General features: G+C 64.9%; 27 protein-coding genes. 17 read left to right on the forward strand and 10 right to left on the reverse strand.

Annotated features, from left to right (window positions below):
- Positions 1-8 precede the first annotated feature (8 nt).
- Positions 9-665, reverse strand: coding sequence for a TetR/AcrR family transcriptional regulator (locus ACVT6V_RS09315; RefSeq protein WP_489899523.1), 657 nt, complete (start codon positions 663-665; stop codon positions 9-11).
- Between the two features lie 197 nt (positions 666-862).
- Here ACVT6V_RS09315 and ACVT6V_RS09320 point away from each other — a divergent pair, with 197 nt between their 5' ends.
- From ACVT6V_RS09320 to ACVT6V_RS09335, 4 genes are all read left to right on the forward strand, one after another.
- Complete coding sequence (locus ACVT6V_RS09320; RefSeq protein WP_489899524.1) at positions 863-1864, forward strand: acyl-CoA dehydrogenase family protein; 1002 nt, start codon at positions 863-865, stop codon at positions 1862-1864.
- The gene (locus ACVT6V_RS09325; RefSeq protein WP_489899525.1) at positions 1848-3023 is read left to right on the forward strand and encodes an acyl-CoA dehydrogenase family protein; all 1176 of its coding nucleotides are present in this window, start codon (positions 1848-1850) and stop codon (positions 3021-3023) included. The genes ACVT6V_RS09320 and ACVT6V_RS09325 overlap by 17 nt, the downstream gene beginning before the upstream one ends.
- A gap of 21 nt (positions 3024-3044) precedes the next feature.
- Positions 3045-3827 (forward strand): enoyl-CoA hydratase, encoded by a 783-nt coding sequence (locus ACVT6V_RS09330; RefSeq protein WP_489899526.1) that lies wholly within the window; start codon positions 3045-3047, stop codon positions 3825-3827.
- A 175-nt stretch (positions 3828-4002) separates the two neighbouring features.
- Positions 4003-4518: an MTB12 C-terminal domain-containing protein gene (locus ACVT6V_RS09335; RefSeq protein ID WP_489899527.1), complete on the forward strand. Its 516-nt coding sequence runs from the start codon at positions 4003-4005 to the stop codon at positions 4516-4518.
- Between the two features lie 98 nt (positions 4519-4616).
- Here the strand turns inward: ACVT6V_RS09335 and ACVT6V_RS09340 are convergent, their stop codons facing one another.
- The 7 genes from ACVT6V_RS09340 to ACVT6V_RS09370 are packed head-to-tail and all read right to left on the reverse strand — an operon-like array spanning position 4617 to position 10264.
- Complete coding sequence (locus tag ACVT6V_RS09340; protein WP_489899528.1) at positions 4617-5402, reverse strand: acyl-CoA dehydrogenase family protein; 786 nt, start codon at positions 5400-5402, stop codon at positions 4617-4619.
- Entirely contained in the window at positions 5395-6492 is a 1098-nt protein-coding gene (locus ACVT6V_RS09345; protein ID WP_489899529.1) for an acyl-CoA dehydrogenase family protein, read from the reverse strand. The genes ACVT6V_RS09340 and ACVT6V_RS09345 overlap by 8 nt, the downstream gene beginning before the upstream one ends.
- The gene (locus ACVT6V_RS09350; RefSeq protein WP_489899530.1) at positions 6489-6935 is read right to left on the reverse strand and encodes a nuclear transport factor 2 family protein; all 447 of its coding nucleotides are present in this window, start codon (positions 6933-6935) and stop codon (positions 6489-6491) included. The genes ACVT6V_RS09345 and ACVT6V_RS09350 overlap by 4 nt, the downstream gene beginning before the upstream one ends.
- The gene (locus ACVT6V_RS09355) at positions 6922-8133 is read right to left on the reverse strand and encodes a metal-dependent hydrolase family protein (RefSeq protein ID WP_489899531.1); all 1212 of its coding nucleotides are present in this window, start codon (positions 8131-8133) and stop codon (positions 6922-6924) included. The genes ACVT6V_RS09350 and ACVT6V_RS09355 overlap by 14 nt, the downstream gene beginning before the upstream one ends.
- Positions 8133-8459 carry a hypothetical protein gene (locus ACVT6V_RS09360; protein ID WP_489899532.1) on the reverse strand — a complete coding sequence of 109 codons (327 nt, stop codon included), beginning with the start codon at positions 8457-8459 and terminating at the stop codon, positions 8133-8135. The genes ACVT6V_RS09355 and ACVT6V_RS09360 overlap by 1 nt, the downstream gene beginning before the upstream one ends.
- Entirely contained in the window at positions 8440-9711 is a 1272-nt protein-coding gene (locus ACVT6V_RS09365) for an aromatic ring-hydroxylating oxygenase subunit alpha (protein WP_489899533.1), read from the reverse strand. Before ACVT6V_RS09365 ends, ACVT6V_RS09360 begins: the two co-directional genes overlap by 20 nt.
- Positions 9712-9715: 4 nt before the next feature.
- Positions 9716-10264, reverse strand: coding sequence for a carboxymuconolactone decarboxylase family protein (locus ACVT6V_RS09370; RefSeq protein WP_489899534.1), 549 nt, complete (start codon positions 10262-10264; stop codon positions 9716-9718).
- Between the two features lie 345 nt (positions 10265-10609).
- Between ACVT6V_RS09370 and ACVT6V_RS09375 the strand changes: the two genes are divergently transcribed.
- The 12 genes from ACVT6V_RS09375 (at position 10610) to ACVT6V_RS09430 (ending at position 22624) form a co-directional block, all read left to right on the forward strand.
- On the forward strand, positions 10610-11992 hold the full coding sequence (locus tag ACVT6V_RS09375) for an ABC transporter substrate-binding protein (protein WP_489899535.1): 1383 nt from the start codon (positions 10610-10612) through the stop codon (positions 11990-11992).
- On the forward strand, positions 11992-14133 hold the full coding sequence (locus ACVT6V_RS09380; protein WP_489899536.1) for a branched-chain amino acid ABC transporter permease: 2142 nt from the start codon (positions 11992-11994) through the stop codon (positions 14131-14133). Before ACVT6V_RS09375 ends, ACVT6V_RS09380 begins: the two co-directional genes overlap by 1 nt.
- On the forward strand, positions 14108-14821 hold the full coding sequence (locus ACVT6V_RS09385) for an ABC transporter ATP-binding protein (RefSeq protein ID WP_489899537.1): 714 nt from the start codon (positions 14108-14110) through the stop codon (positions 14819-14821). The genes ACVT6V_RS09380 and ACVT6V_RS09385 overlap by 26 nt, the downstream gene beginning before the upstream one ends.
- Entirely contained in the window at positions 14818-15528 is a 711-nt protein-coding gene (locus tag ACVT6V_RS09390) for an ABC transporter ATP-binding protein (RefSeq protein WP_489899538.1), read from the forward strand. The genes ACVT6V_RS09385 and ACVT6V_RS09390 overlap by 4 nt, the downstream gene beginning before the upstream one ends.
- The gene (locus tag ACVT6V_RS09395) at positions 15525-15953 is read left to right on the forward strand and encodes a hypothetical protein (protein WP_489899539.1); all 429 of its coding nucleotides are present in this window, start codon (positions 15525-15527) and stop codon (positions 15951-15953) included. Before ACVT6V_RS09390 ends, ACVT6V_RS09395 begins: the two co-directional genes overlap by 4 nt.
- Entirely contained in the window at positions 15919-16236 is a 318-nt protein-coding gene (locus ACVT6V_RS09400; RefSeq protein ID WP_489899540.1) for a hypothetical protein, read from the forward strand. The genes ACVT6V_RS09395 and ACVT6V_RS09400 overlap by 35 nt, the downstream gene beginning before the upstream one ends.
- Before the next feature lie 83 nt (positions 16237-16319).
- On the forward strand, positions 16320-17498 hold the full coding sequence (locus ACVT6V_RS09405) for an acyl-CoA dehydrogenase family protein (protein WP_489899541.1): 1179 nt from the start codon (positions 16320-16322) through the stop codon (positions 17496-17498).
- Positions 17498-18262 (forward strand): SDR family oxidoreductase, encoded by a 765-nt coding sequence (locus ACVT6V_RS09410; protein WP_489899542.1) that lies wholly within the window; start codon positions 17498-17500, stop codon positions 18260-18262. The genes ACVT6V_RS09405 and ACVT6V_RS09410 overlap by 1 nt, the downstream gene beginning before the upstream one ends.
- Positions 18262-19482 (forward strand): CaiB/BaiF CoA transferase family protein, encoded by a 1221-nt coding sequence (locus ACVT6V_RS09415; RefSeq protein WP_489899543.1) that lies wholly within the window; start codon positions 18262-18264, stop codon positions 19480-19482. Before ACVT6V_RS09410 ends, ACVT6V_RS09415 begins: the two co-directional genes overlap by 1 nt.
- Positions 19479-20324, forward strand: a complete 846-nt coding sequence (locus tag ACVT6V_RS09420) for an enoyl-CoA hydratase/isomerase family protein (protein ID WP_489899544.1) — start codon at positions 19479-19481, stop codon at positions 20322-20324. The genes ACVT6V_RS09415 and ACVT6V_RS09420 overlap by 4 nt, the downstream gene beginning before the upstream one ends.
- The gene (locus ACVT6V_RS09425; RefSeq protein WP_489899545.1) at positions 20317-21462 is read left to right on the forward strand and encodes a thiolase family protein; all 1146 of its coding nucleotides are present in this window, start codon (positions 20317-20319) and stop codon (positions 21460-21462) included. Before ACVT6V_RS09420 ends, ACVT6V_RS09425 begins: the two co-directional genes overlap by 8 nt.
- 13 nt (positions 21463-21475) lie before the next feature.
- Positions 21476-22624, forward strand: coding sequence for an acyl-CoA dehydrogenase family protein (locus ACVT6V_RS09430; RefSeq protein ID WP_489899546.1), 1149 nt, complete (start codon positions 21476-21478; stop codon positions 22622-22624).
- A gap of 16 nt (positions 22625-22640) precedes the next feature.
- On the opposite strand, the gene ACVT6V_RS09435 is transcribed toward ACVT6V_RS09430, so the two are convergent.
- Complete coding sequence (locus ACVT6V_RS09435) at positions 22641-23477, reverse strand: SDR family NAD(P)-dependent oxidoreductase (protein ID WP_489899547.1); 837 nt, start codon at positions 23475-23477, stop codon at positions 22641-22643.
- A gap of 20 nt (positions 23478-23497) precedes the next feature.
- On the reverse strand, positions 23498-24400 hold the full coding sequence (locus tag ACVT6V_RS09440; RefSeq protein WP_489899548.1) for an LLM class F420-dependent oxidoreductase: 903 nt from the start codon (positions 24398-24400) through the stop codon (positions 23498-23500).
- 235 nt (positions 24401-24635) lie between these two features.
- On the opposite strand from ACVT6V_RS09440, the gene ACVT6V_RS09445 reads away from it, so the two are divergent.
- Entirely contained in the window at positions 24636-25253 is a 618-nt protein-coding gene (locus tag ACVT6V_RS09445; RefSeq protein WP_489899549.1) for a TetR/AcrR family transcriptional regulator, read from the forward strand.
- Positions 25254-25281 lie beyond the last annotated feature (28 nt).

Consider the following 25281-nt stretch of genomic DNA (forward strand, 5'->3'; position numbering starts at 1 on the left):
TCCAAGGATCATGCTTGCCGGCTGAAGCCCCGCGCGCAGAACTCCCAGACCTCGTCGGCCGAGATCGGGTGATTGTCCGGATCGTCGGTGGCGACGCTGGACTGTGCGATGAACATGACCGTCTGCATCACCATCGCCGCGACCCGGCGTGGGTTGAGTCCTTCCCGCAGCTCATCGGCCTCGGACGCCTCCTCCAGGAATTCGGCGAGCAGTGCGATGAGCGGGGCGTGTGCGACTCGAACCTCGGTCGGGTGGGTGATCAGGAGTTGTGGCGCGAAGTCGCTGAACAACGGGCGCTTGGCATTTGGGTCCGGGCGTGACAGCTCGAAGAGTAGGGTCACCGCAACGCGGAGCCGTTCGATGGGGTCTGTCTCGGTGGCGGCGGCGGCCCGGATCTGGTCGGCCGATTTGCTCAGTGCGTCCTCGAACAGTGCAAGGAGCAACTCGTGCTTTCCGTCGAACTGCAGGTAGAAGCTGCGCAGCGACTGCTTCGACCGCTCGACCACCTCTTGAACCGTGAACTCGGTGGTGCCCTTCTCGGTGATGATCGCCTGGGCTGCGTCGAGGAAGCGTTGCACACGTTGCTCAGCTCGCAGTTTCGCGGTCTTGATCGACCGTTCCACGGCGCGCTGCTTCCATGCGGGCTCTTCGTTGGCGCTGGTCACCGCGCCGACTTTCCGCCGAGTTGCACATACATAGGGCGAGTTTAGCGGAGCGAACCCGCGATTGTGGCGAAGGGGGTTCCGAAAAATGAAAGTGTTCCATTCGCTTCAGGAGAACGCTATTCTCCTAGTATGTATCGACTAGTCTTGCGGCCATCTCCGCTCGGTGGAGTGGGCACGACGCCGAGAGGAGATAGCGCGTGCTCGTAGAGTTCGATTCCGATCAACGGCTCTGGGGAAAGACCGTGCGAGAACTGCTCGCCAAGGAGTGCTCACCGGTCTGGATACGCCAGGTCGTCGATGACGATGTCGATCCGACGCCGTTGTGGACGATGTACGTCGACCAAGGCTTCACGGATCTGGTCGAACCCGCCGAGGCGGTCGAGCTGGCCATCGCGCTGGAGGCGATGGGCGCGGCAACCGACCCCACGCCGTTTCTGGCCACGGCAACGCAGTTCGCGCCACTGGCCGGCGCCCTGGCGCAACCAGGCAGGCCGGGGGCCGCTGTGCGCGAGGGGGTTTCGGCGCATCTGGGCGAAGACGGATGGCTGCTGTCCGGTACCTGCTGTGCTGTCCTCGACGGGGATCGCGCCGAGGACTTCGCAGTGGTGACCGCGGCCGGCGTCTTCGTGGTGCCCGCCGACGATGTCATCGTGACGCGCGTGCCCTGCTTCGATCCGCTACTCCACGTCGCCGACGTCACCTTTCCGTCGGTGCGCGTCGATGATGCACGACGCAATCCCGCTCCCGATCTCGCACGCGCGCAGGCGACGGCGTTGATGGGTCTGTCCATCACGATGGTCGGGGCGTGTCAGAAGATTCTCGACCTCGCCCTCGAACACGTCCGCAATCGTGAACAGTTCGGCGTCGCGATCGGGAGCTTCCAGGCGGTGAAGCACAAGGCCGCGGACATGCACGTCGCGGTCGAACGCGCTCGGGCGCTGGCGTATTACAGCGCACTCACCATCGCGACCGGCAGCGCCGACATGCGCCTGGCAGCCTCCATGGCCAAGGCGTCGGCCGGCGAATGCCAGTCCAAGGTGTTCCGCAACGGCTATCAGCTGTTCGGTGCGATGGGCTACACGTGGGAGAACGACCTACAGTTTCCGCTCAAGCGCGCCAAGGCAGGAGAACTGATGCTCGGCGGTTCCGACGAACACCGGGCGCTCATCACCGAGGAGTATCGTGCAACTCAAGTTTGACAGCGACGTCGAGGAGTTCCGGGCGGAGTTCATCGCATTTCTCGACGAGCACCTCCCCAGCGAGGCCGACGCCGCTCAACGGACGAAATCCAGTGCGGACATACCCGATTGGGCGCGCGAGTGGCAGCGGGTGCAGTTCGACAACGGATGGCTCCAGCCGGGCAACCCGCCGGAGTTCGGCGGTCGGAACGCCGGGATTCTGCAGCAGTACGTGCACCTCGACGAATTGTCGCGACGACGGATCTACCACAGCTACAACCCGCAGGGCCTGGGGATCATCGCGGCATCGCTCCTGACTTTCGGCACTCCCGAGCAGAAGAGCAAGTGGGCGGTACGAATTCTGCGCGCCGAGATCACCGCTTCACTCGGCATGAGCGAGCCAGGGGCCGGATCGGATCTGGCCTCGTTGCGCACCAAGGCGCGCCTCGAGGGCGACGAGTTCGTCGTGAACGGACAAAAGGTCTGGACCTCCGGGGCGCATGACGCCGACGTGCTCCTGACCTTCGTCCGTACCGATCCAGACGCCCCGAAGCACAAGGGGATCAGCGCGATCATGATTCCCACGGATCTCCCCGGTGTCACGCGCAGGCCGTTTGGTGCGATCTCCTCGCGGACGGATCTGGACTTCAACGAGGTCTTCTTCGAGGACGTGCGGGTGCCGGCCGAGAACCTGATCGGCGAACTGAACGGGGGCTGGTTTGTAGCCAACGGATCGTTGGGACATGAACGAACCCTGCTGTGGCTCAGTTTCGCCGAACGACAAGAGGACCTTCTCCGGGACTTTCGGCCGGCGACGGCCCTCGATCGTGATCGGTACGCGACGCTGGTCATGGATGCACATGCGCTCCGATTGCTCGGTTCTCAGGCACTGGGCCGCGCGGCGCGTGGCGAACAGGATGTCCCGGCCCTCTCTGTACTCAAGCTGATGGGTTCGGAGGCTGTGCAGAACGCCACCGAGCACGCGCTCGCGGCCGCCGGCAGCGATGGCCTCGTCCACCCGGCACTGACCGCACCTTACAACCACATGGATCTCGAAATGCTCTACACCAGTTGGTTCGAGCGGTATGCGCGCAGCTTCGGCTACACCATCGCCGGCGGTACCTCGGAGATTCAACGCAATGTCATCGCGGAGCGTGTCCTCGGGCTTCCGCGACGCTGAGCGACAACGATGGAGGCACGGATGAACGTCCTGTACGAGGTCACCGACAAGATCGCGACGATCACGCTGAACCGGCCGGAGGTCGCGAATGCCCAGAACGCGGCACTGCTCGACGAACTCGACGCGGCCTGGACGGAGGCGGGAAAAGACCCCGACGTCGCCGTGATCGTCCTACGTGGCGAGGGCAAGCATTTCTCGGCGGGACACGATCTCAACAGCGGCGCGCCGCGGCCGGACAAGATCACCCTCGAGATGGTCTATGACGGCGAGGCCCGGAGGTACCTCGAATACAGCCTGCGCTGGCGCAACAATCCCAAACCCAGCATCGCTGCGGTCCAGGGGCGTTGCATCGCAGGAGGGCTGCTGCTCTGCTGGCCGTGTGATCTGATCATCGCCTCCGAGGACGCCAAGTTCTCGGACCCGGTGGTGATGATGGGTATCGGGGGAGTGGAGTACCACGGCCACACCTGGGAATTGGGTCCGCGTAAGGCGAAAGAGATCCTCTTCACGGGGCGTCCGGTCACCGCCGAAGAGGCGGAGAAGACCGGGATGGTGAATCTCGTGGTTCCGCGCGCCGAACTGGACGCGCGGACCGAGGAGATGGCCCGCACCATAGCGGCGATGCCGGCGTTCGGACTGCGGCAGGCCAAGCGCGCGGTCAATCAGACCCTTGACGTGCAGGGGTTCTACGCGGCGATCCAGTCGGTCTTCGAGATCCATCAGACCGGCCACGGAAATGCACTGAGTGTCAATGGCTTCCCGATCCTTGCGCAGCTGGAGGAGATGAAGGGAAGGATCGGTTAGGGCATACCCTGGTCCGGCCGTGAATTCGTCGAAAAGCACTTGTGAACAGCGCGATTGCCGTATTCTCTCAAGTGAGAATGTGATTATCAGACTCGGTCGCCGGCACCCATTGCCGTCGATCCCTTTGTGAGAGATGGATGTCCCTTGTCAGGCATCCACGAGAAAGGACACCACCATGCGGAGAACACTCACCGGGCGAGCACTCGCCATGTGTGCGGGCGTGGTCATCATCGTCGGTGTCGCCGCGGGCTGTAGCGACGACTCCGATTCGAGTGATTCCGCGTCGAGCGCAACCAGTTCGGCGGCGGCGACATCGTCGGCCGCAGCCACCGCGGATGCGGCCACGACCAAGGAGATCACCGATGCATATGTGGTCTTCTTCAACGGCCAGACGCCACCGGCCGAGCGGGCCACGCTGATCGAGAAGGGGGATGCCTTCACCCCGGTGCTGCAGGGCATGACCCAGAACCCACAGGCGATGCAGACCACGGTGGCGGTCAAGGGCGTCACCATGACCGACGCCGATCACGCCAACGTCGACTACGACCTGCTGATGCAGGGCAATCCGGTCATGCCGGGACAGACCGGCCAGGCGGTCCTGGTAGATGGCACGTGGAAGGTGTCGTCCGATACTTTCTGTGCGCTGCTCGCAGTGCAGGGCGATACCGGTACAGTCCCCGCTTGCGCGTGATCTGACCACACACGTCGGGCCGGCCTCGAATCGAGGCCGGCCCGAAATGTCTTCCGTGCTGGGTGGTCCCAGGAGATCGCCCGGGGAACGACGGTGGGTCAGAGATCGATCAGTCGCGGAGCCGATCGTGACGTGCGGATCATGCGGCCCGCCTGGCGCGTGAGATCCCTACTGCTGCCCAGCAAGGAGTCGAGCATGACGACCCGGCGCGCATGCCGATGGAAGGAGTGTTCGGCCGTGAATCCGATACCGCCGAGGACCTGCTGTACGTGGCGCGACGTACTCAGTGCAGCGCGTCCGGCCGCAGCCTTGGCGAGCAGCGCACCGAGATCGTCCTGAGCGACCTCCAGGGTGGCCTCGGCGCCCTCGACGGCGACGTATGCCTCGGCGAGGCGGTGCCGCACCGCTTGGAATGCGGCTATCGGGCGACCGAATTGGGTGCGATCCAGGGCGTGGGTGCGAGCCAATTCGAGCATGGCCCGACTCGAGCCGACCAGCCACCAGCCGAGCGCGATACGGGCCTTCACGAGTGGGAAATCGGCTCCGGATTGAACCTCGCGCAACGGGAGTTCAGGGTCCAGGGACTCGCTTCCGGTGGTCTCCTCGCGAGACCATTGCAGCCATCGATCGCCGACGAATGGCAGGGGCATGACCGATCCCGGTTCGCCCCCAGACGAAAGCGCCGCCACGTCGTTGAGAACCGAACTGTGCGAGCCGGTCTCCCCGAGGAGGCGGAACACGAGGGGGATCGCGATGTCGGGGAAGCCGACCAGGAGCTCCGGCCAGCCGAGCTCGTCGAGCGCTTTGTCGAGGTTGGTGCCGGTGCTCGACGCCATGATCTTGCGGAGCGAATCCGCCAGGAGTTCCTGCTCCGAGCTATCCACTGTCACCCTTTCCCAGATCGAGCAGCCGACGCGCGATGATGTTGCGCTGGATCTCGGCGGTGCCCCCGTAGATGGTCGCCGCACGCGAGTAGAGGTATTCCGATCGCAAGGCGGGATCAGTCCACTCGATGGCGCCGGGCAGCAGATCACGGCAGGAGTCGAACAATTGTTGTTCGGCGGTCGCGAGCAACACCTTGTCCACGGAGGTCTCCGGTCCCAGGGTGCCTCCCGCATCCAGTCGTTGTTGGGTCGCATAGGAGCGGCACCGGACTGTGTGCGCCGCCAGGTAGGCGGCGCCGAGATCGAGATCATCGACGGGATCGGTCTGGCACACCAGGTTGTCCAGGACGGAGAAGAGGTAGGCGATACGGTGCCAGAAGCACGTCGAGCGCTCGTGCGGCAGCAGGTCCATCGCCAGGCGCCAGCCGTCGCCGGGTTCGCCCAACATCCGATCCGCCGGCACCACCACGTCGTCGAAGTACACCTCCGCGAACTCGTCGACGCCATGCATCGTCCGTAGCGGGCGCACCGTGATCCCGGGTGTGTCCATGTCCACGAAGAAGGCCGTGATGCCGTCGTGTCCGGGCGATGTGCGGGTCAACAGAACACAACGGGCCGCGAACTGGGCCAGACTGGTCCACACCTTCTGGCCGTTGATGATCCAGGTGTCCCCGGTTGGTACAGCCCGAGTGCTCAGCGACGCCAGGTCGCTGCCCGATCCGGGCTCGGAGAAACCCTGACACCATTGCTCGTCGCCGTTGAGCAGGCGCGGCACCATCTCCGCGGCCAGCTCGGGCCGCGCGTAGGAGATCATCGTCGGCGCAAGGACTTCGATCATCGAGTAGATGCCCGGTTCAGCGAGGTTGCGGGTGGCCACCTCCTCGCCGAGGACGGCGCGTAGGATCGGGGCGCCGCCGAGACCCCCCACCTCGTGCGGCCACCCGTAGCGCATCCAGTCGGCGTCGAACAGTGCTCGCCGCACCCGGCCGAGCTGGGCCACCTGCGCGTCGAACGAGTGGTCGTCGCCGGGCGTCAGATCATGCGTGTCGAACCACTCACACAGCGCCGCCCGGAATTCGGTGGTGTTCATTCCCCGCTGAACGAGATCGCGTGCGGGCGGCCGGAATTGTGCTCGCCGTTGCGCCGGATGAAGGTCATCGCGCGCGTTCTCAGCCGCCATCCGTCGTCGGTGCGGACATAGGTGTCGTTGTAGTAGCCGATCCGCATGTCCTGCTGGGTGTGATCGATGAAGCACAGGGGCTGGGTGCCGGTTCCGGTGTCGCCGTCGACCTCGATCAGCGCGGTGCCGGTGAGGAAGAGCCCCTTGGGTGCGGCTTCGACGAGTCGCGGGAACTGGTCCAGCGGGTACATCTCGCCGAACGCGCTGTACGTGCCATCCGGGGTGAAGACCGACACCACACCCTCGGTGTCCCCTTTGGTCATCGTGACTGCGTACTTCGCGAGCAGTTGCTCGATGTCGATGATGTCGTCATTGCGGGACGCGTCATTTCTGGCTTTGTCATTTCCGGACATGGACCTTGCCACCTTTCATCACGAAGCGGACGTCTTGAGTGACGGTGATGTCCTCCAAGGGATTTCCGGGTACTGCGATGATGTCGGCGAGCAATCCCTCGGCGATGCGTCCGCGGTCGTCAGCTCTGATCAACTCCGCTGCGGTCGCGGTGGCCGCGCGCAGCACCGCCGCCTCGGGCATCCCGCGCTCGACGAGGGCCACGAGTTCGTCTGCGTTCTTGCCGTGCGGGATCGCCGGCGCATCGGTGCCCACGGCGATCTTGACGCCCGCGTCGTAGGCCTTCTTCACCGAGATACGGGCCTTCGGGAACATCTCGGCAGCCTTCGCCTGCAGCTCCGGCGGAGAATGGGAGACGTCCATCGCATCGGCCAGACGTGTCGTCGGCACCAGGAACGTGTCGTTGGCGACCAGCATCTTGATGGCCTCGTCGTCCATCAGGAAGCCGTGTTCGATGCAGTCGATACCGGCGAGCACGGCCTGCTTGACGGCCTCGGCCCCGTGTGTGTGGGATGCCACCCGCAGCCCGCGACGGTGCGCCTCGTCCACGATCGCGCACAGCTCGTCGAACGAATAGTGCTGTGCCCCTGGCTCTCCGGTCAGCGACATCACGCCGCCGGACACACAGACCTTGATGAGCTGCGCGCCGTGTTTGATCTGGTACCGGACGGCCTTGCGTACCTCGTCGACGCCGTTGGCGATGCCTTCTTCGAGCGTCAGGTCCAGGACGTGGGGCGCGAACGCGGCGAACATCGTCGGGTCGAGGTGGCCGCCGGTCGGGGTGATCGCGTGACCCGCCGGCACGATGCGCGGACCGTCGATCCAGCCCTTGTCGATGGCTCGGCCCAGTGCGACGTCGAGAAGGTATCCGCCGGTCTTCACGAACAGGCCCAGATTGCGGACGGTGGTGAAGCCGGCATGAAGCGTGCGACGCGCGTTGCCCACCGCACGCAACATGCGGGTCGGAGGGTCATCCTGCACGGTGGAATAGACGGGGCGTTCGCCCCGTCCACCCATCAGCAGGTTGACCTCCATGTCCATCAGGCCGGGCACGAGGATGTGGTCGCCGAGGTCGATGATCTCGCCCTCGGGTTCGCCTCCCACGCCGACGATCCGGTCTTCGTCGACGCGCACGATGCCCGGCGTGATGAGCTCGCCCTTGTCGACGTCGATGAGGCCGGCAGCTTTGAGAGTGACCATCAGACCACGGGTTCGGAAACGAGTTCGGCCCAGGCCGCTCCACTGTCGGGGACGCGGGGCTGCTTCCAGACCTCGACCGGGAAGGACACCATGACCAACGACTGCATCAGGTGGATCAGCGAGCGGACGTCCTCGGGCAGATCGTCGAGCGGGAACTTGTCACCGAAGGCGCAGGCGTCCTCGAGGCGTGGCATGGCCGCGTCGTAGAACTCCTGCATCTCCGGCATCGTCGAGTCGAGGCGCTTGGCGTAGCGCTCCGCCTCGGTGGGCAGGCACCACCCCGAGAACTTCTCCAGATCCGCGAATTCAGCTGGCAGCTTTGGCATTTTCGTACTCCTTGACGTGATCGACGGCCATCTTGTGCAGGTGACGCAGGAGGACCTCCTGGTCGCAGAGGGGAAACTCGGTGACGGTTCGGGTCTCGAGCATCGTCTGGGTCGCCTCGAGGGTGTTCGCGTCCTGCAGGGCGTACTCCTTGAATGTCACCGCGGCGAGTTCCTGCGCGAGTCGCTCGCGCACGGTCTTCGGCGGCACGAAGTAGAGGTTGGCCTCGAAGATGTGCTGGTTCACCGCGGTCGGCCAGTACTGGTAGGTGATCACCCAGCCGGGCGCCCAGAACAGCAGCGACATGTTCGGGAAGAACTCGAACTCGTCCACGCCCCACGGCACCGCGCCGGCGGGATTGATCGCCGGCGGCAACGGATCGAGGCCCTCGATGTCGGGCCGGTCCCACGGGCCGAACAGCCCCGAACGCAGGATCCGCTCGATCGGCTTGACCATGCTGAGGTCCTTGGGTGGCGACATCCCGCCCCACGACGAGATCATCGAGTGCGGGCTCTGCAGGTCGTAGTGCAGGGCCTCGAAGCCGACCTTCATCAGCTTGTCGGCCTCGTCCTTGACGGCCTGCTTCTGATGCAGCACCGGTGCGTGATAGAACTCGGCGAACGCATCGATGAACAGCTTCCAGTTGCTGCCGATCTCGGCCCGATAGCTGTAGACCTCGGTCATCTCGTGGAACGGGTATCCCTTGATGCCCTGGCCGTATGCCCCCAGATAGTCCTCGAGGGACTCGGCGTCGGGGTCGAGGTTGATGAAGATGAAGCCTTCCCAGATCTCGCACCGGACGGACTTGAGTCCGAACTGGTCTTTGTCCAGATCGAAGAACTCGCCTTCCTGCTGGACGTAGCTGAGATCGCCGGTGAGGTCGTACCGCCATGCGTGGTACTTGCAGGTGAACTGACGGCAGGTGCCCGAGGTCTCCTCGTTGGGGAAGTCGTCCCAGACGAGCTTGTTGCCGCGGTGCCGGCACACATTGTGGAATGCACGGACGACGTCGTCCTTGCCCTTCACGATGATCAGCGACGTGTTGACCACCGCCAGTTCGCGGGTGAAGTAGCTGCCCTTGCGGGGCAGCCGCTCGACCCGGCCGACATTCAGCCACGTCTTCTTGAAGATGGCCTCCCGTTCGGCCTCGTAGAACTCGGGATCGATGGAGTCGGTGTAATCGACGGGCTCGGTGCCGAGGCCGTCGAAGCTCTCGGTCCAACTTCCCGCATCGGGCTTCTTGAAGTGTGCCAACGGTCTACCTTTCGTATTCGGGCTGGAGCTCACGATCCGGCTCGATGCCGAATGTGTTGAATGCCATGGACAATGTCGAGTAGGTGCCGACGGTGAACACCAGGTCCATCAACTGCCGGTCGTCGAGATGTTCCTGCAGGGCAGACCAGGTTCCGTCGAGGATGGCGTGTGCACCGAGGAGTTCACCGACCGCATCGAGCACGAGTTGCTCGACCGGGTCCAGCGCGACGCCTCTGCGTGCGTCCTCGATCTCGGCGAGAGTCATCCCGACCGCTTGGCCCATGCCGGTGTGGTGCTCGATCTCGTAGTGCGACGCACCGAGTTCCGCGACCCGCAGGATCGCGACCTCCCGGATTCGGTCGGTCAGTGTGTTCCCGAACAGGAGGTGCACGTTGAACGGAATGAAGGCCTTGGTGAGGTCCGGGTGACGGACGAGCGTCGCCAACGCGTTGCCGGCACCCTGGGGATTCCGGCGCCGCTTGGGCAGCATCGCCGCCAGCGCGGCGTCGACGTCGTCGTCCCATTGGTCGGCGGGCAGCGGTGTCAGCCGCATCTGACCCTCCCTTCGAGAATCATATTCTCATTCACGGATACTACGTTTTCACGAGATGCGGCTCCAGTCAATCCATCGAGAGGTAATTCGTGTCGGCGCGCGGCCGCGCGTGCTCCGCGCTCTGCTCGCCTCTCATGGCGTTCTGCGACGTCGGGCGGTCGCGATTTGCTGGGCATGTGACCTGGATCTCTGAATGTGTTGATTCTTCGTTTAGGAGAAGCTAGTTTCTCATTAGCGAGAGCAGCAATGCCACGGCTGGTCTTCGACGCTGGTCCACAGCCTTCGCGAGACGCTCTCGACACCCTGCGGGATTGTCCGCCCGGAGACGTCATTGAGGAGAATCAGGTGAGAGCACAACGAATACTCGCGGCGGCGGTCGTGGTTGTCGCGTTTGCGGCCGCGGGTTGCGGTGGCCGCGACGGTAGTGGCACCGAGGAGTCCGGCGGCGGCGGAACGGGCTCCTCGTCGAGCGCGTCGAGTTCGTTCGGCGACCTGAACGACGTCTGTCAGAGCGGATCCGCCAAGGGGACCACCGCGCAGGGCGTCAGTGACTCGGAGATCCAGGTCGGCGTACTCTCCGACGTCGGCTTCACCAAGAACTCGGAGTTCGTCGACGCGGCAAAGGTTTTCACGTCGTGGTGCAACGACAACGGCGGGATCAACGGCCGTAAACTCGTGGCCAACACGCACGACACGAAGCTCATGGCGGTTCGCCAGCAGATGTCGGAGGCGTGCAAGACGGACTTCGCACTCGTCGGAGGCGGGGCCGCGCTGGACGGGCTGGGCACCAAAGAGCGCTTGTCGTGCCTGCTGCCGAACTTCCCCGCCCAGGTCGCGCAGCTGGCCGAGCTCGGCGCGGATCTCAGTGTGCAGGCATCACCCTCGCAGGTGTTCGGTTACCTGCCGTACTACCAGTTCCGCGAGTGGCTGCTCAAAGACGCGTATCCGGATTCGGCGAACGCGATCGGCATCATCAACGGGGACTCCCCGGTCACCAAGGTCCTCGGTGACATCCAGGCCGAGACCGTGAAGGCCGCCGGCGGCACCTTCGTCTACAACGATCTCTACCCGGCCGCGGGTGTCTCGGACTGGACGCCATACGCGCAGGCGATCAAGAACAAGGGTGTCAAGGGGCTGATCTTCTTCGGGCAGTACAACCAGCTCGCCAAGCTCGAGAGCGTGTTGACCAGCATGAACTACAAGCCGGATTGGATCGACGCGAACAACAATGCCTACAGTCAGGCGTTCCTCGACCTGATCGGTCCGTCTGCGGAGAAGCAGAACAACCTCGTCGACCTCGGCGGTGTGCTGCCGATCGAGAGCACCGACCCGGTGATGAACCAGCTCAAGGATCTGTACAAGAAGTACGCTCCCGACGCGACCATCACCCTGCCCGCGCTCCGCGCCTTCTCCTCATGGCTCGTGTTCGCGAAGTCGGCGGCGAGCTGTGGTGACAACCTGACCCGCTCGTGCCTGATGGAGGCGGCGACCAAGGAGACCGCATGGACCGCGGGTGGTCTGCAGGCTCCCCAGAATCTCACGCCGGGTGCGGCGCCGTCGGCGTGCTTCAACGTGGAGAAGACGACCGCGAACGGTTGGGAGCCGGCTGACTTCGATCCGGACCAGGGCGCGTACCGCTGCAACATCCCGGTGAAGAAGTGGACCGGACAGTACGGCGAGGGCATGAAGTTGTCCGATGTCGGCAAGACGATGAGTGACGTTCAGTAATGGATCAATTCCTCGCCTTCGGCGTGGTCGGACTCAGCACCGCCGCGATCTATGCAGTGATCAGCGGCGGGCTGGTCGTCACCTACACCACCACCGGCGTCTTCAACTTCGCGCATGGCGCGGCCGGGATGATGGCGGCATTCACCTACTGGCAGTTCAGTGCCGGCTGGGGGTGGCCGATCTGGTTGTCGCTGGTCGTGGTGTTGGGTGTGCTCACGCCACTGTTCGGACTGTTCGTCGAGGTGGCGCTGCGCCCGGTGCAGGCGCTCGGTGAGGCCGAGAAGCTGGTGATGACCGTCGCCTTGCTGAGCGGCCTGATCGCACTGGCGCGATGGATCTGGGATCCGAACGAACCGCGCAACCTGCCGCAGTTCTTCGCCGACCAGCCGCCGTTGCACGTCTTCGGCGCCACTGTCACCTGGCACCAGGCGCTCACGATGATCGTCGCCATCCTGGTGGCTGTCGGCCTGCGGGTCTTGCTGTTCCGGACACGCGCCGGGACGGAGATGCGAGCCACCGTCGATGACCGCTCACTGGTCGGCCTCACCGGAGCAGATCCGGTGCGGGCCAACCGGATCGCGTGGATTCTGGGCATCGAGCTCGCCGCCGTCGGTGGCGTCCTGATCGCCCCGGTGGTCGCACTCGACGCGATGTCGCTGTCGTTGGTGATCGTCAGTGCATACGCAGCGGCGATCTTCGGTCGGCTGAAGAGTCTCCCGTTGACCTTCCTCGGTGCGGTCGTGGTCGGCTGCATGGAGAGCTACCTGACGGGCTATCTGCCGCAGAACGCGTATCTACCCGGAATTCGGTTGGCGGCTCCGGCGATCCTGCTCCTGCTCGCCCTACTGGCCTTCCCGCACGGACGGTTGCGGGGCCGAGATCGTCAACTCAGTCCCGTTCCCTTGCCGTCGCTGCGAGGCACCATCTTCTTCGCCCTGGTGATCGTGTGGTCCGGTCTGATCCTGGCCACGGTGCTCAGCGACAGCGACCTCCTCACTTACGGGCAGATCTTCGCCTTCGGTGTCTTGGCGCTCTCGTATGTCCCACTGGCGGGATACGCCGGTCAGATCTCGTTGTGCCAGATCACCCTTGCCGGTATCGGTGCGATCGTGTGTGGCCACCTGGGCGCGAACGGTCAGTGGTGGGCGATCATCGCCGCGATGGTGATCTCCGGGGTGGTGGGAGCGGCGATCGCACTGCCCGCACTGCGTTTGTCCGGGGTGTACCTGGCGTTGGGGACGGCTGCGATCGCCGTGATCTTCGACCGCTGGATCTTCACGCTTCCGGCCTTCGATTTGTTCGGAGTGCGCATCTCGTTCTTCGACCAGGGATCGGTCGAGGTGCCGGGGCCGTCGTTGTTCGGCTTTGCCATCGACACTCCACAACGCACCACGGTCTTCGCGGCGGTTGTCCTCGCTGCGGCCACGCTCGGTGTGGCGCTGTTGCGGCGAGGACGTCTCGGGCGCAAACTGATCGCGCTTCGCGACAGCGAGGCCGCCTACGCCACCCTCGGTGGCAACCTCCTGACCTCCAAACTGGTGGTGTTCGGACTGAGTTCGGCATTGGCGGGACTCGGGGGTGCGCTGTACGGCATCCAACTCGGATCGGTCACCGGAGACCAGTTCAACTTCATCTCCGGGCTGCCGATCTTCCTCGTCGTGGTCCTGGCCGGATTGGGAACAGTGGGTAGTGGAATCTTCACCGGTGCGGCCCTGGCGGGCCCGCTGAACGCGATCGGTGTGTTGTGGCCGGCTCTGCGTGAGGTGTCCCAGGCGATTCCGGCGCTTCTCGGCATCGCGTTCGGGGCGCGGGCCGTCAAGGAGGGCGGAATCGCGTCGCTGCGCAAGCAATGGGATCTGGCGTTCGCCGATCGTGTCGTCATGGGCGCACTGGTCGGGTGGACATTGGTCGCGTGGTTGTTGCGCCTTGCCGATGTGTTCAACGGCTATGTGTTCTGCCTGTTGATGGTGGTCGGCGCGGTGCTTGCACCGCTGGTTGCCGGATGGCGAGACCGCAGGGCACACATGGATGACGGGTCGGACGATACCGACATCCCGGTCGAATGGTGGGGGATCTCCCGGCCGTGGACCGATGACGACGAGGAGGTGTTGGATCGTGCCATCGCTGCTGGAAGTCAGTGATGTGTCGGTGTCCTTCGGCGCGCACCAGGCGCTGGACGGGGTACACCTGACCGCGGAGCGCGGACACATCACCGGGTTGATCGGGCCCAACGGTGCCGGCAAGAGCACACTGTTCGACGTCATCGGAGGACTTCGCCGGCCGAACACCGGCTCGGTGGTGCTCGACGGGAAGGACATCACGCGGCTGGGCCCGGCACAGCGCGCCAAACGCGGTATGGCGCGGACGTTCCAAGGACTCGAACTGTTCGGTCGCCTCAGCGTCCGCGACAACCTGCTCGTCGCCGCCGAACTCCGACGTCACGGTCGTGATGCGACGAAACTGGTCGATGGGGTCATCGAGCGTGCGCAGCTGGGCGCCTACGCGGATCGGCTGGCCGATTCCTTGCCGACCGGCGTGGGCAGGCAGGTGGAGGTGGCACGTGCGCTCACCACCCGACCGGATGTGATCCTGCTCGACGAGCCGGCCGCCGGGCAGGATGCCGAGGAGACCGAGCGGTTCGCCGCGATCCTCCGCACGGTGGCAGCCGACGGTGTGGCGATCCTGCTCGTCGAACACGACATGGAACTCGTCATGGGTGTCTGTGACCAGGTCCACGTCCTCGACCTCGGGTCCATCATCACGTCCGGTCCACCGGAAACGGTGCGGCAGAACACCGCAGTACTCGACGCCTATTTGGGGACAGCATGATTCCACCGTTACTCGAACTCTGCGACATCCGTGCCGGCTACGACGGGATCACGGCGCTGCACGGTGTCGACATCAGCGTCCACGCAGGCCAGGTGGTGGCCCTGCTCGGACCCAACGGCGCCGGCAAGACCACGACCCAGAAAGTGGCTGCGGGTGTGCACCCGGTGGACTCGGGCCGGATTCTCTACGGTGGCCGTGACGTGACGGGTATCGCTTCGCGGAATGCGGCGCTCGCCGGTGTGTGTCTGATCCCCGAGGGCCGGGGAGTGTTCCCGAATCTCACTGTGCGCGAGAACCTCTGGATGATGACGTTCACCGGGAAGTCGCGCGAGCAGATCGAGGAGATCGCCTTCTCGAGGTTTCCGATCCTCGAGGAACGGGCATCGCAGACCGCGGGCACCCTCTCGGGCGGTGAGCAGCAGATGCTGGCGCTGACCCGTGGGCTGGCAACAGACCCGGCGGTTCTGCTCCTCGACGAACTCTCGATGGGCCTGGCACCGCTGGTGGTGGAGAAACTCTACGAGCACGTCGCCCAGATCGCCCGTGACGGAGTCGCCGTCCTGGTCGTGGAGCAGTTCGCGTCGGCCGTTCTCGACATGGCTGATCATGCGGCGGTGCTCGTGCGCGGCCAGGTCGAATACGAGGGTCCGCCAGGAGAATCACTCAGAAAAGAACTTGCCAACCTCTACCTAGGAAGTGCTACATGACCGCCACATCCGATGACCGGGCGCAACGATTCACGCAGGAACTCGAAAAGCTGAAGATCCCCGATCCCGCTGCTGCCAGGTCGCAGCTCTGGGTTCGGCTCGGGGTGGCCGCGATGGTGCTCGGCGTCGCGCTTGGCGTGATCGCCTATCTGATGTCGCACAACACATCCGACCCTTTGGTTCAGCGTGACGCGCTGACGATCGCGCTCACCGGTGTGGCCGTGGCCATCGTCGGGTCCGCGGTCTTTCTGCGGTACTCGCTGACCAATTTCCTGCGTTTCTGGTTGGCGCGGCAGTCGTTCGACCTCAACACGTTCGGCGAGCGACTCGCCCCGGCCCCGGCACCGGTGGCCGGAAAACACACCACCCCAGTCAAGGAGGAGATCCGCAATGACCACGAAAGTCCCGCCATTGCGCGCGGGTGAACAGCTGGCATGTTCGGCCTGCACCACCAAGGTGGTGGTCGTCAAGGCTCCGGCCGACGGGGTCGCCGAGATCATCTGCGGTGAAACGTCACTCCAGCCCGCGAAGTCGGTGACACAGCCCGCGAAGGACGGCTCGGAACCCGGCCTCCTGATCGGCAAGCGTTACGTCAACGCCGACGAGACAGTGGAATTACTCTGCGCCGCAGCCGGTGCGGGTCCGCTCACCTGCGATGGCACGGTGATGGCGCTCAAGTCGGCGAAAGCGCTCCCGGCATCGGATTGACCGGCAGCGAGCGCACCGGCCCGACGTGAGGGAGGGCCGGTGCGGGCGCATGTCCGGCACAAGCACACAGGAAGGTTCGGCGTATGTCGGAAGGGATGAGTTTCGAGCTGTCCGAGGATCAGGAGTTGATCCGCAAGTCGGTGGCCGAACTCGCAGGACGATTCGACGACCAGTACTGGATGGACAAGGATCTCGCGCACGAGTTCCCGACCGAGTTCTACCAGGCGATCGCCGACGGCGGATGGCTCGGCATGACCATCCCCGAGCAATACGGCGGGCACGGCCTCGGGATCACCGAAGCCACCATCCTGCTCGAACAGGTCGCCCGATCGGGTGGTGCCATGAACGCCGCAACCGCGATTCACCTGTCGATCTTCGGTATGCAACCCGTCGTCGTTCACGGGTCCGACGAGCTCAAGCAACGCACCCTGCCCAGGGTCGTCAACGGCGATCTGCACGTGTGCTTCGGCGTGACCGAACCGGGTGCAGGGCTGGACACCTCGCGGATCACCACATCGGCTCGTCGCAAGGGCGACGGCTATGTGGTGAACGGGCGCAAGGTGTGGATCTCGAAGGCGATGGAGTCGGAGAAGATCCTGCTGCTCACCCGCACGACACCTTATGCCGAGGTCGAGAAGAAGACCGACGGCATGACGTTGTTTCTCACCGATCTCGATCGCGCGCACGTCGACATCAGACCGATCAAGAAGATGGGCCGCAACGCGGTCACCTCGAACGAGCTGTTCATCGACGACCTGTATGTGCCGGAGGAGGATCGGGTCGGGGAGGAGGGCAAGGGCTTCAAATATCTCCTCGACGGTCTCAATCCGGAGCGGATGCTCATCGCTGCGGAGGCGCTCGGTATCGGCCGCGTCGCCCTCGACCGGGCCGTGACGTACGCGAAGCAGCGCGAGGTGTTCGACCGTCCGATCGGGATGAATCAGGGCATCCAGTTCCCTCTGGCCGATTCGCTGGCTCACCTGGATGCCGCGGAGCTGGTGTTGCGTAAGGCAACCTGGCTCTACGACAATGGGAAGCCCTGCGGCCGTGAGGCCAACACTGCCAAGTATCTGTGCGCGGAAGCCGGTTTCGCGGCCGCCGACCGCGCACTGCAGACACATGGTGGCATGGGATATTCCGAGGAATACAACGTCGCCCGATACTTCCGCGAGGCGCGCGTCATGCGGATCGCGCCGATCAGCCAGGAAATGATCCTGAACTACTTGGGATCGCACACTTTGGGTATGCCGAGGAGCTACTGATGACCAACAACACCTTGTTCGATCTGACGGGACGCTCGGCGGTGGTCACCGGTGCGGCCGGTGGCATCGGCTCCGCCGTGGCGCAGGCATTGGCCGCGGCCGGGGCAGTTGTGTTGGTGACCGACGTCGACGCGAGCGCAGCAGCGAAGGTTGCCGAGCAGATCTCGGTGGATGGCGGCAAGGCCGACAGCATGGGATTCGACGTCAGCGACCGGGAAGCCGCGGACGCGGTGATGAGTCGGGCCGCCACGCTGGGCGACGGTACGGTCCACGTCGTCGTCAACAACGCCGGGGTGACCGCGCCGGCGATGTTCGGGGACACCACGCAGGAGAGCATCCGTCGTATGCTCGACATCCACCTGATGGGCGCGTTCAACACGTCGCAGGCCGCACTGCCGTTCCTGGCGACCGACGGGACGGGCCGCATCATCAACGTGACGTCGTCGGCAGGGATCACCGGCACGCTGGGCCAGGTGAACTACTCGGCGGCCAAGGCCGGCATCATCGGGCTCACGAAGTCGCTCGCCCGGGAGCTGGCCCGCAAGAATGTTCTGGTCAACGCCATCGCACCGCTCGCGGCCACCCCGATGACGGAGACAATCCGTACCGACGAGAGATTCGCGCCCACGATGCTGAACCGGATCCCGTTGCGGCGCTGGGCCGAACCTGCAGAGGTCGCAGGCGCATTCGTCTTCCTTGCGTCCGATGCGGCATCGTTCGTCACGGGGCAGGTGCTGCCGGTGGACGGCGGTATGGTGATGTGATGTCGAGTACAGAAGCTCCATTGGCCGGTATCACCGTGGTGGCACTGGAAGCGGCCGTGTCCGCGCCGATGTGCACCCGCACACTGGCCGATCTCGGTGCCCGGGTGATCAAGGTGGAGAATCCCAACGGCGGCGATTTCGCACGCCATTACGACGATGTCGTCAACGGGATGGCCGCTCATTTCGTCTGGGTCAATCGTGGTAAGGAATCCGTCACCATCGACCTCAAGTCCCCGGCCGGACTCGAAGTGCTGCACCGCCTGCTGGCCCAGGCCGACGTCCTGGTCTCGAACCTGGCGCCCGGCTCCACCGCCAAGATGGGCCTCGCCCCCGCGGACCTGGAGGGGAGGCATCCGGATCTCATCGTGGTGGAGATCGACGGGTACGGGCCGGGCGGACCGCTCTCGCACAAGCGGGCGTATGACCTGCTGGCACAGGCTGAATCGGGGGCGTGCGCGATCACCGGCCATCCGGACGCGCCGGCGAAGCCGGGTCCACCGATGGCCGATGTGTGTTCTGGTCTGTACTCGGCGATCTCGATCCTGTCGCTGCTCGTGGCGCGGGGCCGCGGCACCGCAGACGGTCGGCGCGGCGGTGCGGTGGCCGTCAGTCTGTTCGACACGATGGCCGAGCTGATGGGGTATGCGCTGAACTACACGCGGCATACCGGTATCGATCAGGAGCCACGCGGCATGGGGTCGCCTGCGGTCGCCCCCTACGGCGCCTATCCGACCATCGATGGTCAGACCGTGGTCTTGGGTACCACCAATGATCGTGAATGGCAGCGTCTCTCGAAGGAGATCGTGCAACGGGACGATCTGGCCGCCGACGCTCGGTTCGCCACCAATGCGGGCCGAGTCGCGCATCGCGAGATCCTCGATGAGGCCATCGCCGAGTGGTGTGGCCGGCATGAACTGGCCGATATCCAGAAGGCGGCGGATGAAGCGGGAATCGGCAACGCTCGGTTCAACCGGCCCAGCGACATGATCGCGCACCCCCATCTCGCCGAGCGCGACCGTTGGCGTGAGATCGACACGCCCAACGGGCCGATCCCGGCGATCCTTCCGCCACCGGTGATCGCGGGCTTCGAGCCTGTCATGGGTGCGATCCCGGGTCTGGGGGAACACACTGACACCGTATTGGCCGGACTGGGGATGAGCGCCGACGACATCGCCGACCTGCGGGCGCGGGGGGCGGTCGGTCCCGCGTTCGAGCGGTGACGGACAACGGAGTCGCGCCCGGTGTCGTCGTCGAGGACGACGACACCGGCGTCCGGACGGTGACACTGAACCGGCCCGCACGAAAGAATGCTCTGGACTGGCCGGCCTGGTGTGCGCTGCGCGACGTGTTCGAGGAGACGGCTCGCACCACCGGCACCCGGGCGCTGGTCCTCACCGGAGCAGGCGGCGCCTTCTGCTCCGGAGCAGACATCTCGACGCCGGATCCGCGTCATCCGACCGAGAAGCTGCGCATCCTGACCGATGTCGCGATGGCACTGCACTATCTGCCGATCCCCACGATCGCGAAGGTGTCCGGGGTGGCTGTCGGGGCCGGTTGGAACCTCGCACTCGGTTGTGACCTCGTGGTGGCCACCCCGGATGCCCGCTTCTCGCAGATCTTCGCGCGGCGCGGACTGTCGATGGATCTCGGCGGGTCCTGGCTGTTGCCCAGGCTCGTCGGGCTGCAGCAGGCGAAACGTCTTGCGCTGCTGGCCGAGATGATCGATGCCACCGAGGCGCAGGCGCTCGGCCTGGTCACCTGGGTGATCGACGACGCCGAGATCGATCAGTTCGTGGACGAGAAGGCACATCGGTTGGCCGCGGGCCCACCGGTGGCGTTGGGACAGATCAAGATGCTGCTGAACGAGGGCGCCGGCGGAACGCTGCGGGAGGCGCTCGCCGGTGAATCGCGCGCGCAGGTGATCAATTTCGGGACGTCGGACGCCGCCGAGGCGTACGCCGCGTTTGCGCAGAAGAAGGACCCGGTGTTCACCGGACGATGGGCGGTGCCGCCACCCGGCAGTCCAGCACAGGACAGGAACGGAGACAGAGGACATGCGTGAAGTCGTGATCGTCGAGGCCGTCCGCACTGCGGTCGGCAAACGTAACGGTGGATTGTCCGGGATGCACGCTGCGGACCTCTCCGCGATTGTGCTGAACGAACTGGTGCGTCGTACCGGCATCGATCCCGCCATCGTCGACGACGTGGTGTGGGGCTGCGTGTCGCAAGTCGGTGACCAGTCAAGCAACATCGGCAGATATGCCGTTCTCGCGGCCGGGTGGCCCGAGTCCATTCCTGGTACGACCATCAATCGCGCCTGCGGCTCGAGCCAGCAGGCGCTGGACTTTGCTGCGCAGGCGGTGATGTCCGGGCAGCAGGACGTCGTCGTCGCCGGCGGCGTCGAGGTGATGAGCCGGGTGCCGCTCGGGTCGGCCCGCTCCACCGGGATGCCGTACGGACCGAAAGTGTTGGCCCGGTACGAGGATTTCTCCTTCAACCAGGGGATCTCGGCGGAGCTCATCGCCGAGAAGTGGGGCTTCTCCCGGACGAGGGTGGACGAGTTCTCGGTCCGGTCACACGAACTCGCGGCCGCGGCGATCGATCGAGGTGCGTTTGCCGAGCAGATCGTCCCGGTATCCACCGACGCGGGATCCGTCTCGGTCGACGAAGGGGTTCGGCGTGCCAGCACCGTCGAGAAGCTCGGTGGTCTCAAGCCGGCGTTCCGGGAAGACGGCGTGATCCACGCCGGCAACTCATCACAGATCTCCGATGGTGCGGCAGCGCTCCTGGTCACCACGTCCGAGCACGCGCGGGAGCTCGGCCTCACGCCGATTGCCCGGTATCGCGCGGGGGCGGTCGCGGGTGCCGATCCCGTGCTGATGTTGACCGGCCCGATTCCCGCTACCGAGAAGGTGCTCGCGAAAGCAGGTGTGGCGATCGGTGACGTCGGCGCGTTCGAGGTCAACGAGGCCTTCGCGCCGGTGCCGATGGCGTGGCTCGTCGAGACCGGTGCACCCGAGGACCGACTCAACCCGGTCGGAGGGGCCATCGCTCTCGGCCATCCGCTCGGGGGATCTGGCGCGATCTTGATGACGCGCATGCTTTACCACATGCGCGACAACGGAATTCACTACGGACTGCAAACGATGTGCGAGGGCGGCGGTACTGCGAACGCGACCCTTGTCGAACTGATCGCCTGAGAGGAATTCCGATATGCGACGTGGGATCTACCACGACGATCACGAGGCGTTTCGTCTGCTCGTCCGTGACTTCGTGACCAAAGAGGTCGTAGGCGAGTACCCGAAGTGGGAGAAGGCCGGCCAGATGCCGCGCGAGGTGTTCGCGCGACTCGGTGAGCTCGGCGTGCTGGGGATGGCGATCCCGGAGGAATACGGGGGAGCGGGCCAGGAGGACTTCCGCTACAACGTGATCCTGCAGGAGGAGGCGGCGCGCGCGTTGGTCACGCTGTCGACCGTGCGAACTCAGCTCGACGTGATCCTGCCGTACTTCCTGCGCTACGCGAACCCCGAGCAGAGGGGACGGTGGTTCCCGGGGATGGCCGCGGGTGAGTTGCTGACCGCCATCGCGATGACCGAGCCGGGCACCGGGTCGGATCTCGCGGGCATGACCAGCACCGCGGTCCGCGACGGTGATCACTACGTGCTCAACGGCGCGAAGACCTTCATCACGGGAGGCCTGCTCGCCGACCTCGTCATCGTGGTCGCGCGGACCTCGACCGACCGAGGCAATCGTCGTGCGGGCCTCAGTTTGCTCGTCGTCGAGGACGGGATGGAGGGTTTCGAGCGTGGCCGTGTGCTCGACAAGATGGGCTGCAAGGTCCAGGACACTGTGGAACTCTCGTTCACCGATGTTCGGGTGCCGGTGACGAATCTGCTCGGCGAGGAGGGCGCCGCGTTCGGATACCTGGGCAGCAATCTGCCGCAGGAGCGGATGACCGTGGCGGCGGGTTCGGTCGCCCAGGCGCGGGCGGCGTTGACCGCGACGATCGAGTACGTGAAGGAACGCAAGGCGTTCGGCAAGCCGGTGTCCGGCTTCCAGAACACGAAGTTCGAGCTGGCCTCGATCTCGGCAGAGATCGAGGCGGCTCAGGCCATGCTCGACCTGGCCGTCATCGATCTGGTGGACGGTGAACTGTCCGGCGCCGACGCGGCACGGGTGAAGCTCTTCTGCACCGAGATGCAGGCCAGAGCGGTGGACCGGTGTCTCCAGCTGTTCGGGGGCTATGGCTACATGATGGAATACCCGATCGCCCGCCTGTATACCGATGCCCGGGTGGCTCGAATCTACGCTGGTACGAGTGAGGTCATGCGGACGATCATCGCCAAGTCACTGGGGCTGTGAGTGATATGAGTGCGGGTCACGTCGGCGCGTAATTCGCCCAACCGTGATCTGGCCAGTTGAACCATCCGGATGATGCGGACGTCCCACCGTCCGGATGCACGGTCGTCCCGGTGATGTAACTCGACAGCCCGGAGGCCAGGAACACCACCGCGTTGGACACGTCGGTCACTTCGCCAGGACGTCCCATCGGGATGGCGATTCGGGCACCTTCCGGCGTGGCCATCGCCGGGACCGCACCCTGTCCGAACTTCGCGAGATTCGGTGTGGGTACGAAATCCGGCGCGACGTTGTTGACTCGGATCCGATCAGGTGCGACCTCGACCGCGAGGGTTCGCGAGAACTGTTCGACGGCTGCCTTCGCCGCCGAGTACACGGCGAATCCCGGTGCCGCGCGGTGAGCTTCGATCGTGGTGATGTTGATGATGCTGCCGCCGCGTCCGGTCACCTGCATCCGTGGGACCGCAAGTGAGCAGGCATGCAAGACGTGGTGGAAATTGGTGCGCAGCAGCGCCTCCCAGCCTTTGGGGGTGCTGTCCACGAAGGGTGACCGGAAGGTACCGCCGACGATGTTGACGAGTATGTCGAGACGCCCCCAGCGTTCGACCGCGGCGGTGACGAGCTTCTCCAGTGACTCTGGATCGCGCGCGTCTGCGCAGTGCACGATGGCGTCATCTCCCCGTGCGGCGAAGCCGCGGCGGAGTGTCGCCGCGGCCGCCTCGTCGATGTCGATGACCGCCGGCCGAACGCCGTTCGCGGCCAGATCCACCGCGATCGCCTCACCCAGCCCACCAGCGCCGCCGGTGATCACTGCAACCGCGCCATTCAGGCCGCTGCGCTCTTCGAACCATCCCATGGCGGAGGTCTCCCGTCAGGTCAGGACAGATAGGTTGCGCCGAAAGCGTCCAGCCATTCGGTCGTCGCCGGCTGTCCGGTCGTGCCGCTCGACACCACGATCCAGGTGACGCCGGCTTTTTCGAGCGCCACGAAGGTCTCTCGGTGTCGATCGGCGTCGACGGCAGGCGTGGCAAGTCCGTGATCCTGATAGGAGTACAGAACGTCTATCGGTTCGGTGCGGCCCGCCGCGTCCGCGGCTGAACGAAGTTCGGCGATGGCGTCGCCCAACTCGACGTCGGTTCCGAGCATCGGCGTCCGAGCGGTCGAGCTCAGCTGTGCCCCGCCGGTCATCGGCATCCACCCCTGCGCCCGCTGTGCGACGCGGCGCCGCGTGAGTCGTGAATTCCCGCCGATCCAGATGGGGATCGGTGATTGGATGGGTCGGGGACGAGCCATGACATCCCGGGCGCTGAAGTGCTCGCCCTGATAGCTGAACGACTGACCACTCCAATGCAATGGCAGCACGTCGAGGGCCTCGTCGAACAGGGCGTTGCGCTTGTCGATGTCGACGCCGAGCGCGTGGAATTCACTCTTCTGGTAGCCGGTTCCCAGCCCGAGGATCAGCCGCCCGCCGGAGAGGACGTCGAGGGTGGAGGCGGCTTTCGCCAGGAGTAGGGGATTGCGGTATGGGGCAACCGCCAGGTGTGTCAGCACGCAGAGTCGCTCGGTCGCGGCCGCCACGTACCCCAGGGCGACGAAGGGATCCAAGGTCTGATGACCACCGGCAGCAAGCCATCGGGCACCGGGAGCGGGGTGCTCGCTGAGGGAGAACGCATCGAATCCCGCGCGTTCCACTGCGACCGCAACGTCCTTGAGCCGGCCGGCAGCGAACAGGTCACCGTCAGGTCCGTTGGTCTCCGGATAGTGGTAGATGTAGCGCACTCTCACCTCAAGACATCGTTGACGTGGGGTCTGTCCAGCGAGAATAGCACTCTCGGCATCATAAGTGTCATTCTCTTTCAGTGAGACGGCGGTTGAAAGTAGCCCTGTGATGTCTACATCGATTATTGACAGATGAGACCCTTGTCACATTCGGCAAACCTACCTACTATGTGTTCACTAGGTTGGATTCGGGCAGCCCCCGAACGGCGAATCGCAGATCAACTAGTGGAGTCAGGTGACTGGAACACGCCCGTACGACGCGCTTCTCACCAAGGGTGAGGAGCGCAAGCAGCGCATCCTCGAGGTGGCGCAGCGAATGCTCGCCAGGAACGGATGGCGCAATACGAGCTTGGCCCAGATCGCGGCGGAGGCGGGCGTCACGCCCGCAGGTCTCCTGCATCATTTCGAGTCGAAGGCCCAATTGCTCCACGCAGTCCTGGAGCTCCGCGACGCCGACGACGACCAGCACGCCGATCGCGAAGGTGACATTCTCGAGCAACTCGAGAATGTCGCACAGCGGTTCGAGCGCTCGCCGGAACAGGTTCGCATGTTCACCGTCTTGCAGGCGGAGAACCTCGAGCCGGACACTCCACTACACGATCGGCTGTTGTTCCGCTATCACGCGGCAGTCGAGACCGTCGCCGACGGTATCAGGCGCGGCCAACGCGACGGGCGATTCCGTACCGACCTGGACGCGGCCGACAAGGCCGTGGAAGTCATCGCCTTCATCAATGGAATGGAAACATCATGGCTGCTGGACCCGTCAATTCCGCTGGTAAGAGTCTTCCGGGAGTACGCGAGATCACTCGAGCGCGAGCTGTCGCGCGCCGACGTCCCCTCCGCTACCGCCTAGCCGTCCTCGCTGCCGACCCACTGGAGGC

The sequence above is a fragment of the Gordonia sp. LMA167 genome (assembly GCF_058130025.1).

Bases quoted from the DNA above. Each gene is read 5' to 3' on its own strand.
- ACVT6V_RS09330 (WP_489899526.1), top strand. From the start codon at position 3,045: ATGAACGTCCTGTACGAGGTCACCGACAAGATCGCGACGATCACGCTG.
- ACVT6V_RS09335 (WP_489899527.1), top strand. From the start codon at position 4,003: ATGCGGAGAACACTCACCGGGCGAGCACTCGCCATGTGTGCGGGCGTG.
- ACVT6V_RS09345 (WP_489899529.1), bottom strand. From the start codon at position 6,492: ATGAACACCACCGAATTCCGGGCGGCGCTGTGTGAGTGGTTCGACACG.
- ACVT6V_RS09350 (WP_489899530.1), bottom strand. From the start codon at position 6,935: ATGTCCGGAAATGACAAAGCCAGAAATGACGCGTCCCGCAATGACGAC.
- ACVT6V_RS09355 (WP_489899531.1), bottom strand. From the start codon at position 8,133: ATGGTCACTCTCAAAGCTGCCGGCCTCATCGACGTCGACAAGGGCGAG.
- ACVT6V_RS09360 (WP_489899532.1), bottom strand. From the start codon at position 8,459: ATGCCAAAGCTGCCAGCTGAATTCGCGGATCTGGAGAAGTTCTCGGGG.
- ACVT6V_RS09370 (WP_489899534.1), bottom strand. From the start codon at position 10,264: ATGCGGCTGACACCGCTGCCCGCCGACCAATGGGACGACGACGTCGAC.
- ACVT6V_RS09380 (WP_489899536.1), top strand. From the start codon at position 11,992: ATGGATCAATTCCTCGCCTTCGGCGTGGTCGGACTCAGCACCGCCGCG.
- ACVT6V_RS09390 (WP_489899538.1), top strand. From the start codon at position 14,818: ATGATTCCACCGTTACTCGAACTCTGCGACATCCGTGCCGGCTACGAC.
- ACVT6V_RS09395 (WP_489899539.1), top strand. From the start codon at position 15,525: ATGACCGCCACATCCGATGACCGGGCGCAACGATTCACGCAGGAACTC.
- ACVT6V_RS09400 (WP_489899540.1), top strand. From the start codon at position 15,919: ATGACCACGAAAGTCCCGCCATTGCGCGCGGGTGAACAGCTGGCATGT.
- ACVT6V_RS09405 (WP_489899541.1), top strand. From the start codon at position 16,320: ATGTCGGAAGGGATGAGTTTCGAGCTGTCCGAGGATCAGGAGTTGATC.
- ACVT6V_RS09410 (WP_489899542.1), top strand. From the start codon at position 17,498: ATGACCAACAACACCTTGTTCGATCTGACGGGACGCTCGGCGGTGGTC.
- ACVT6V_RS09415 (WP_489899543.1), top strand. From the start codon at position 18,262: ATGTCGAGTACAGAAGCTCCATTGGCCGGTATCACCGTGGTGGCACTG.
- ACVT6V_RS09425 (WP_489899545.1), top strand. From the start codon at position 20,317: ATGCGTGAAGTCGTGATCGTCGAGGCCGTCCGCACTGCGGTCGGCAAA.
- ACVT6V_RS09430 (WP_489899546.1), top strand. From the start codon at position 21,476: ATGCGACGTGGGATCTACCACGACGATCACGAGGCGTTTCGTCTGCTC.
- ACVT6V_RS09435 (WP_489899547.1), bottom strand. From the start codon at position 23,477: ATGGGATGGTTCGAAGAGCGCAGCGGCCTGAATGGCGCGGTTGCAGTG.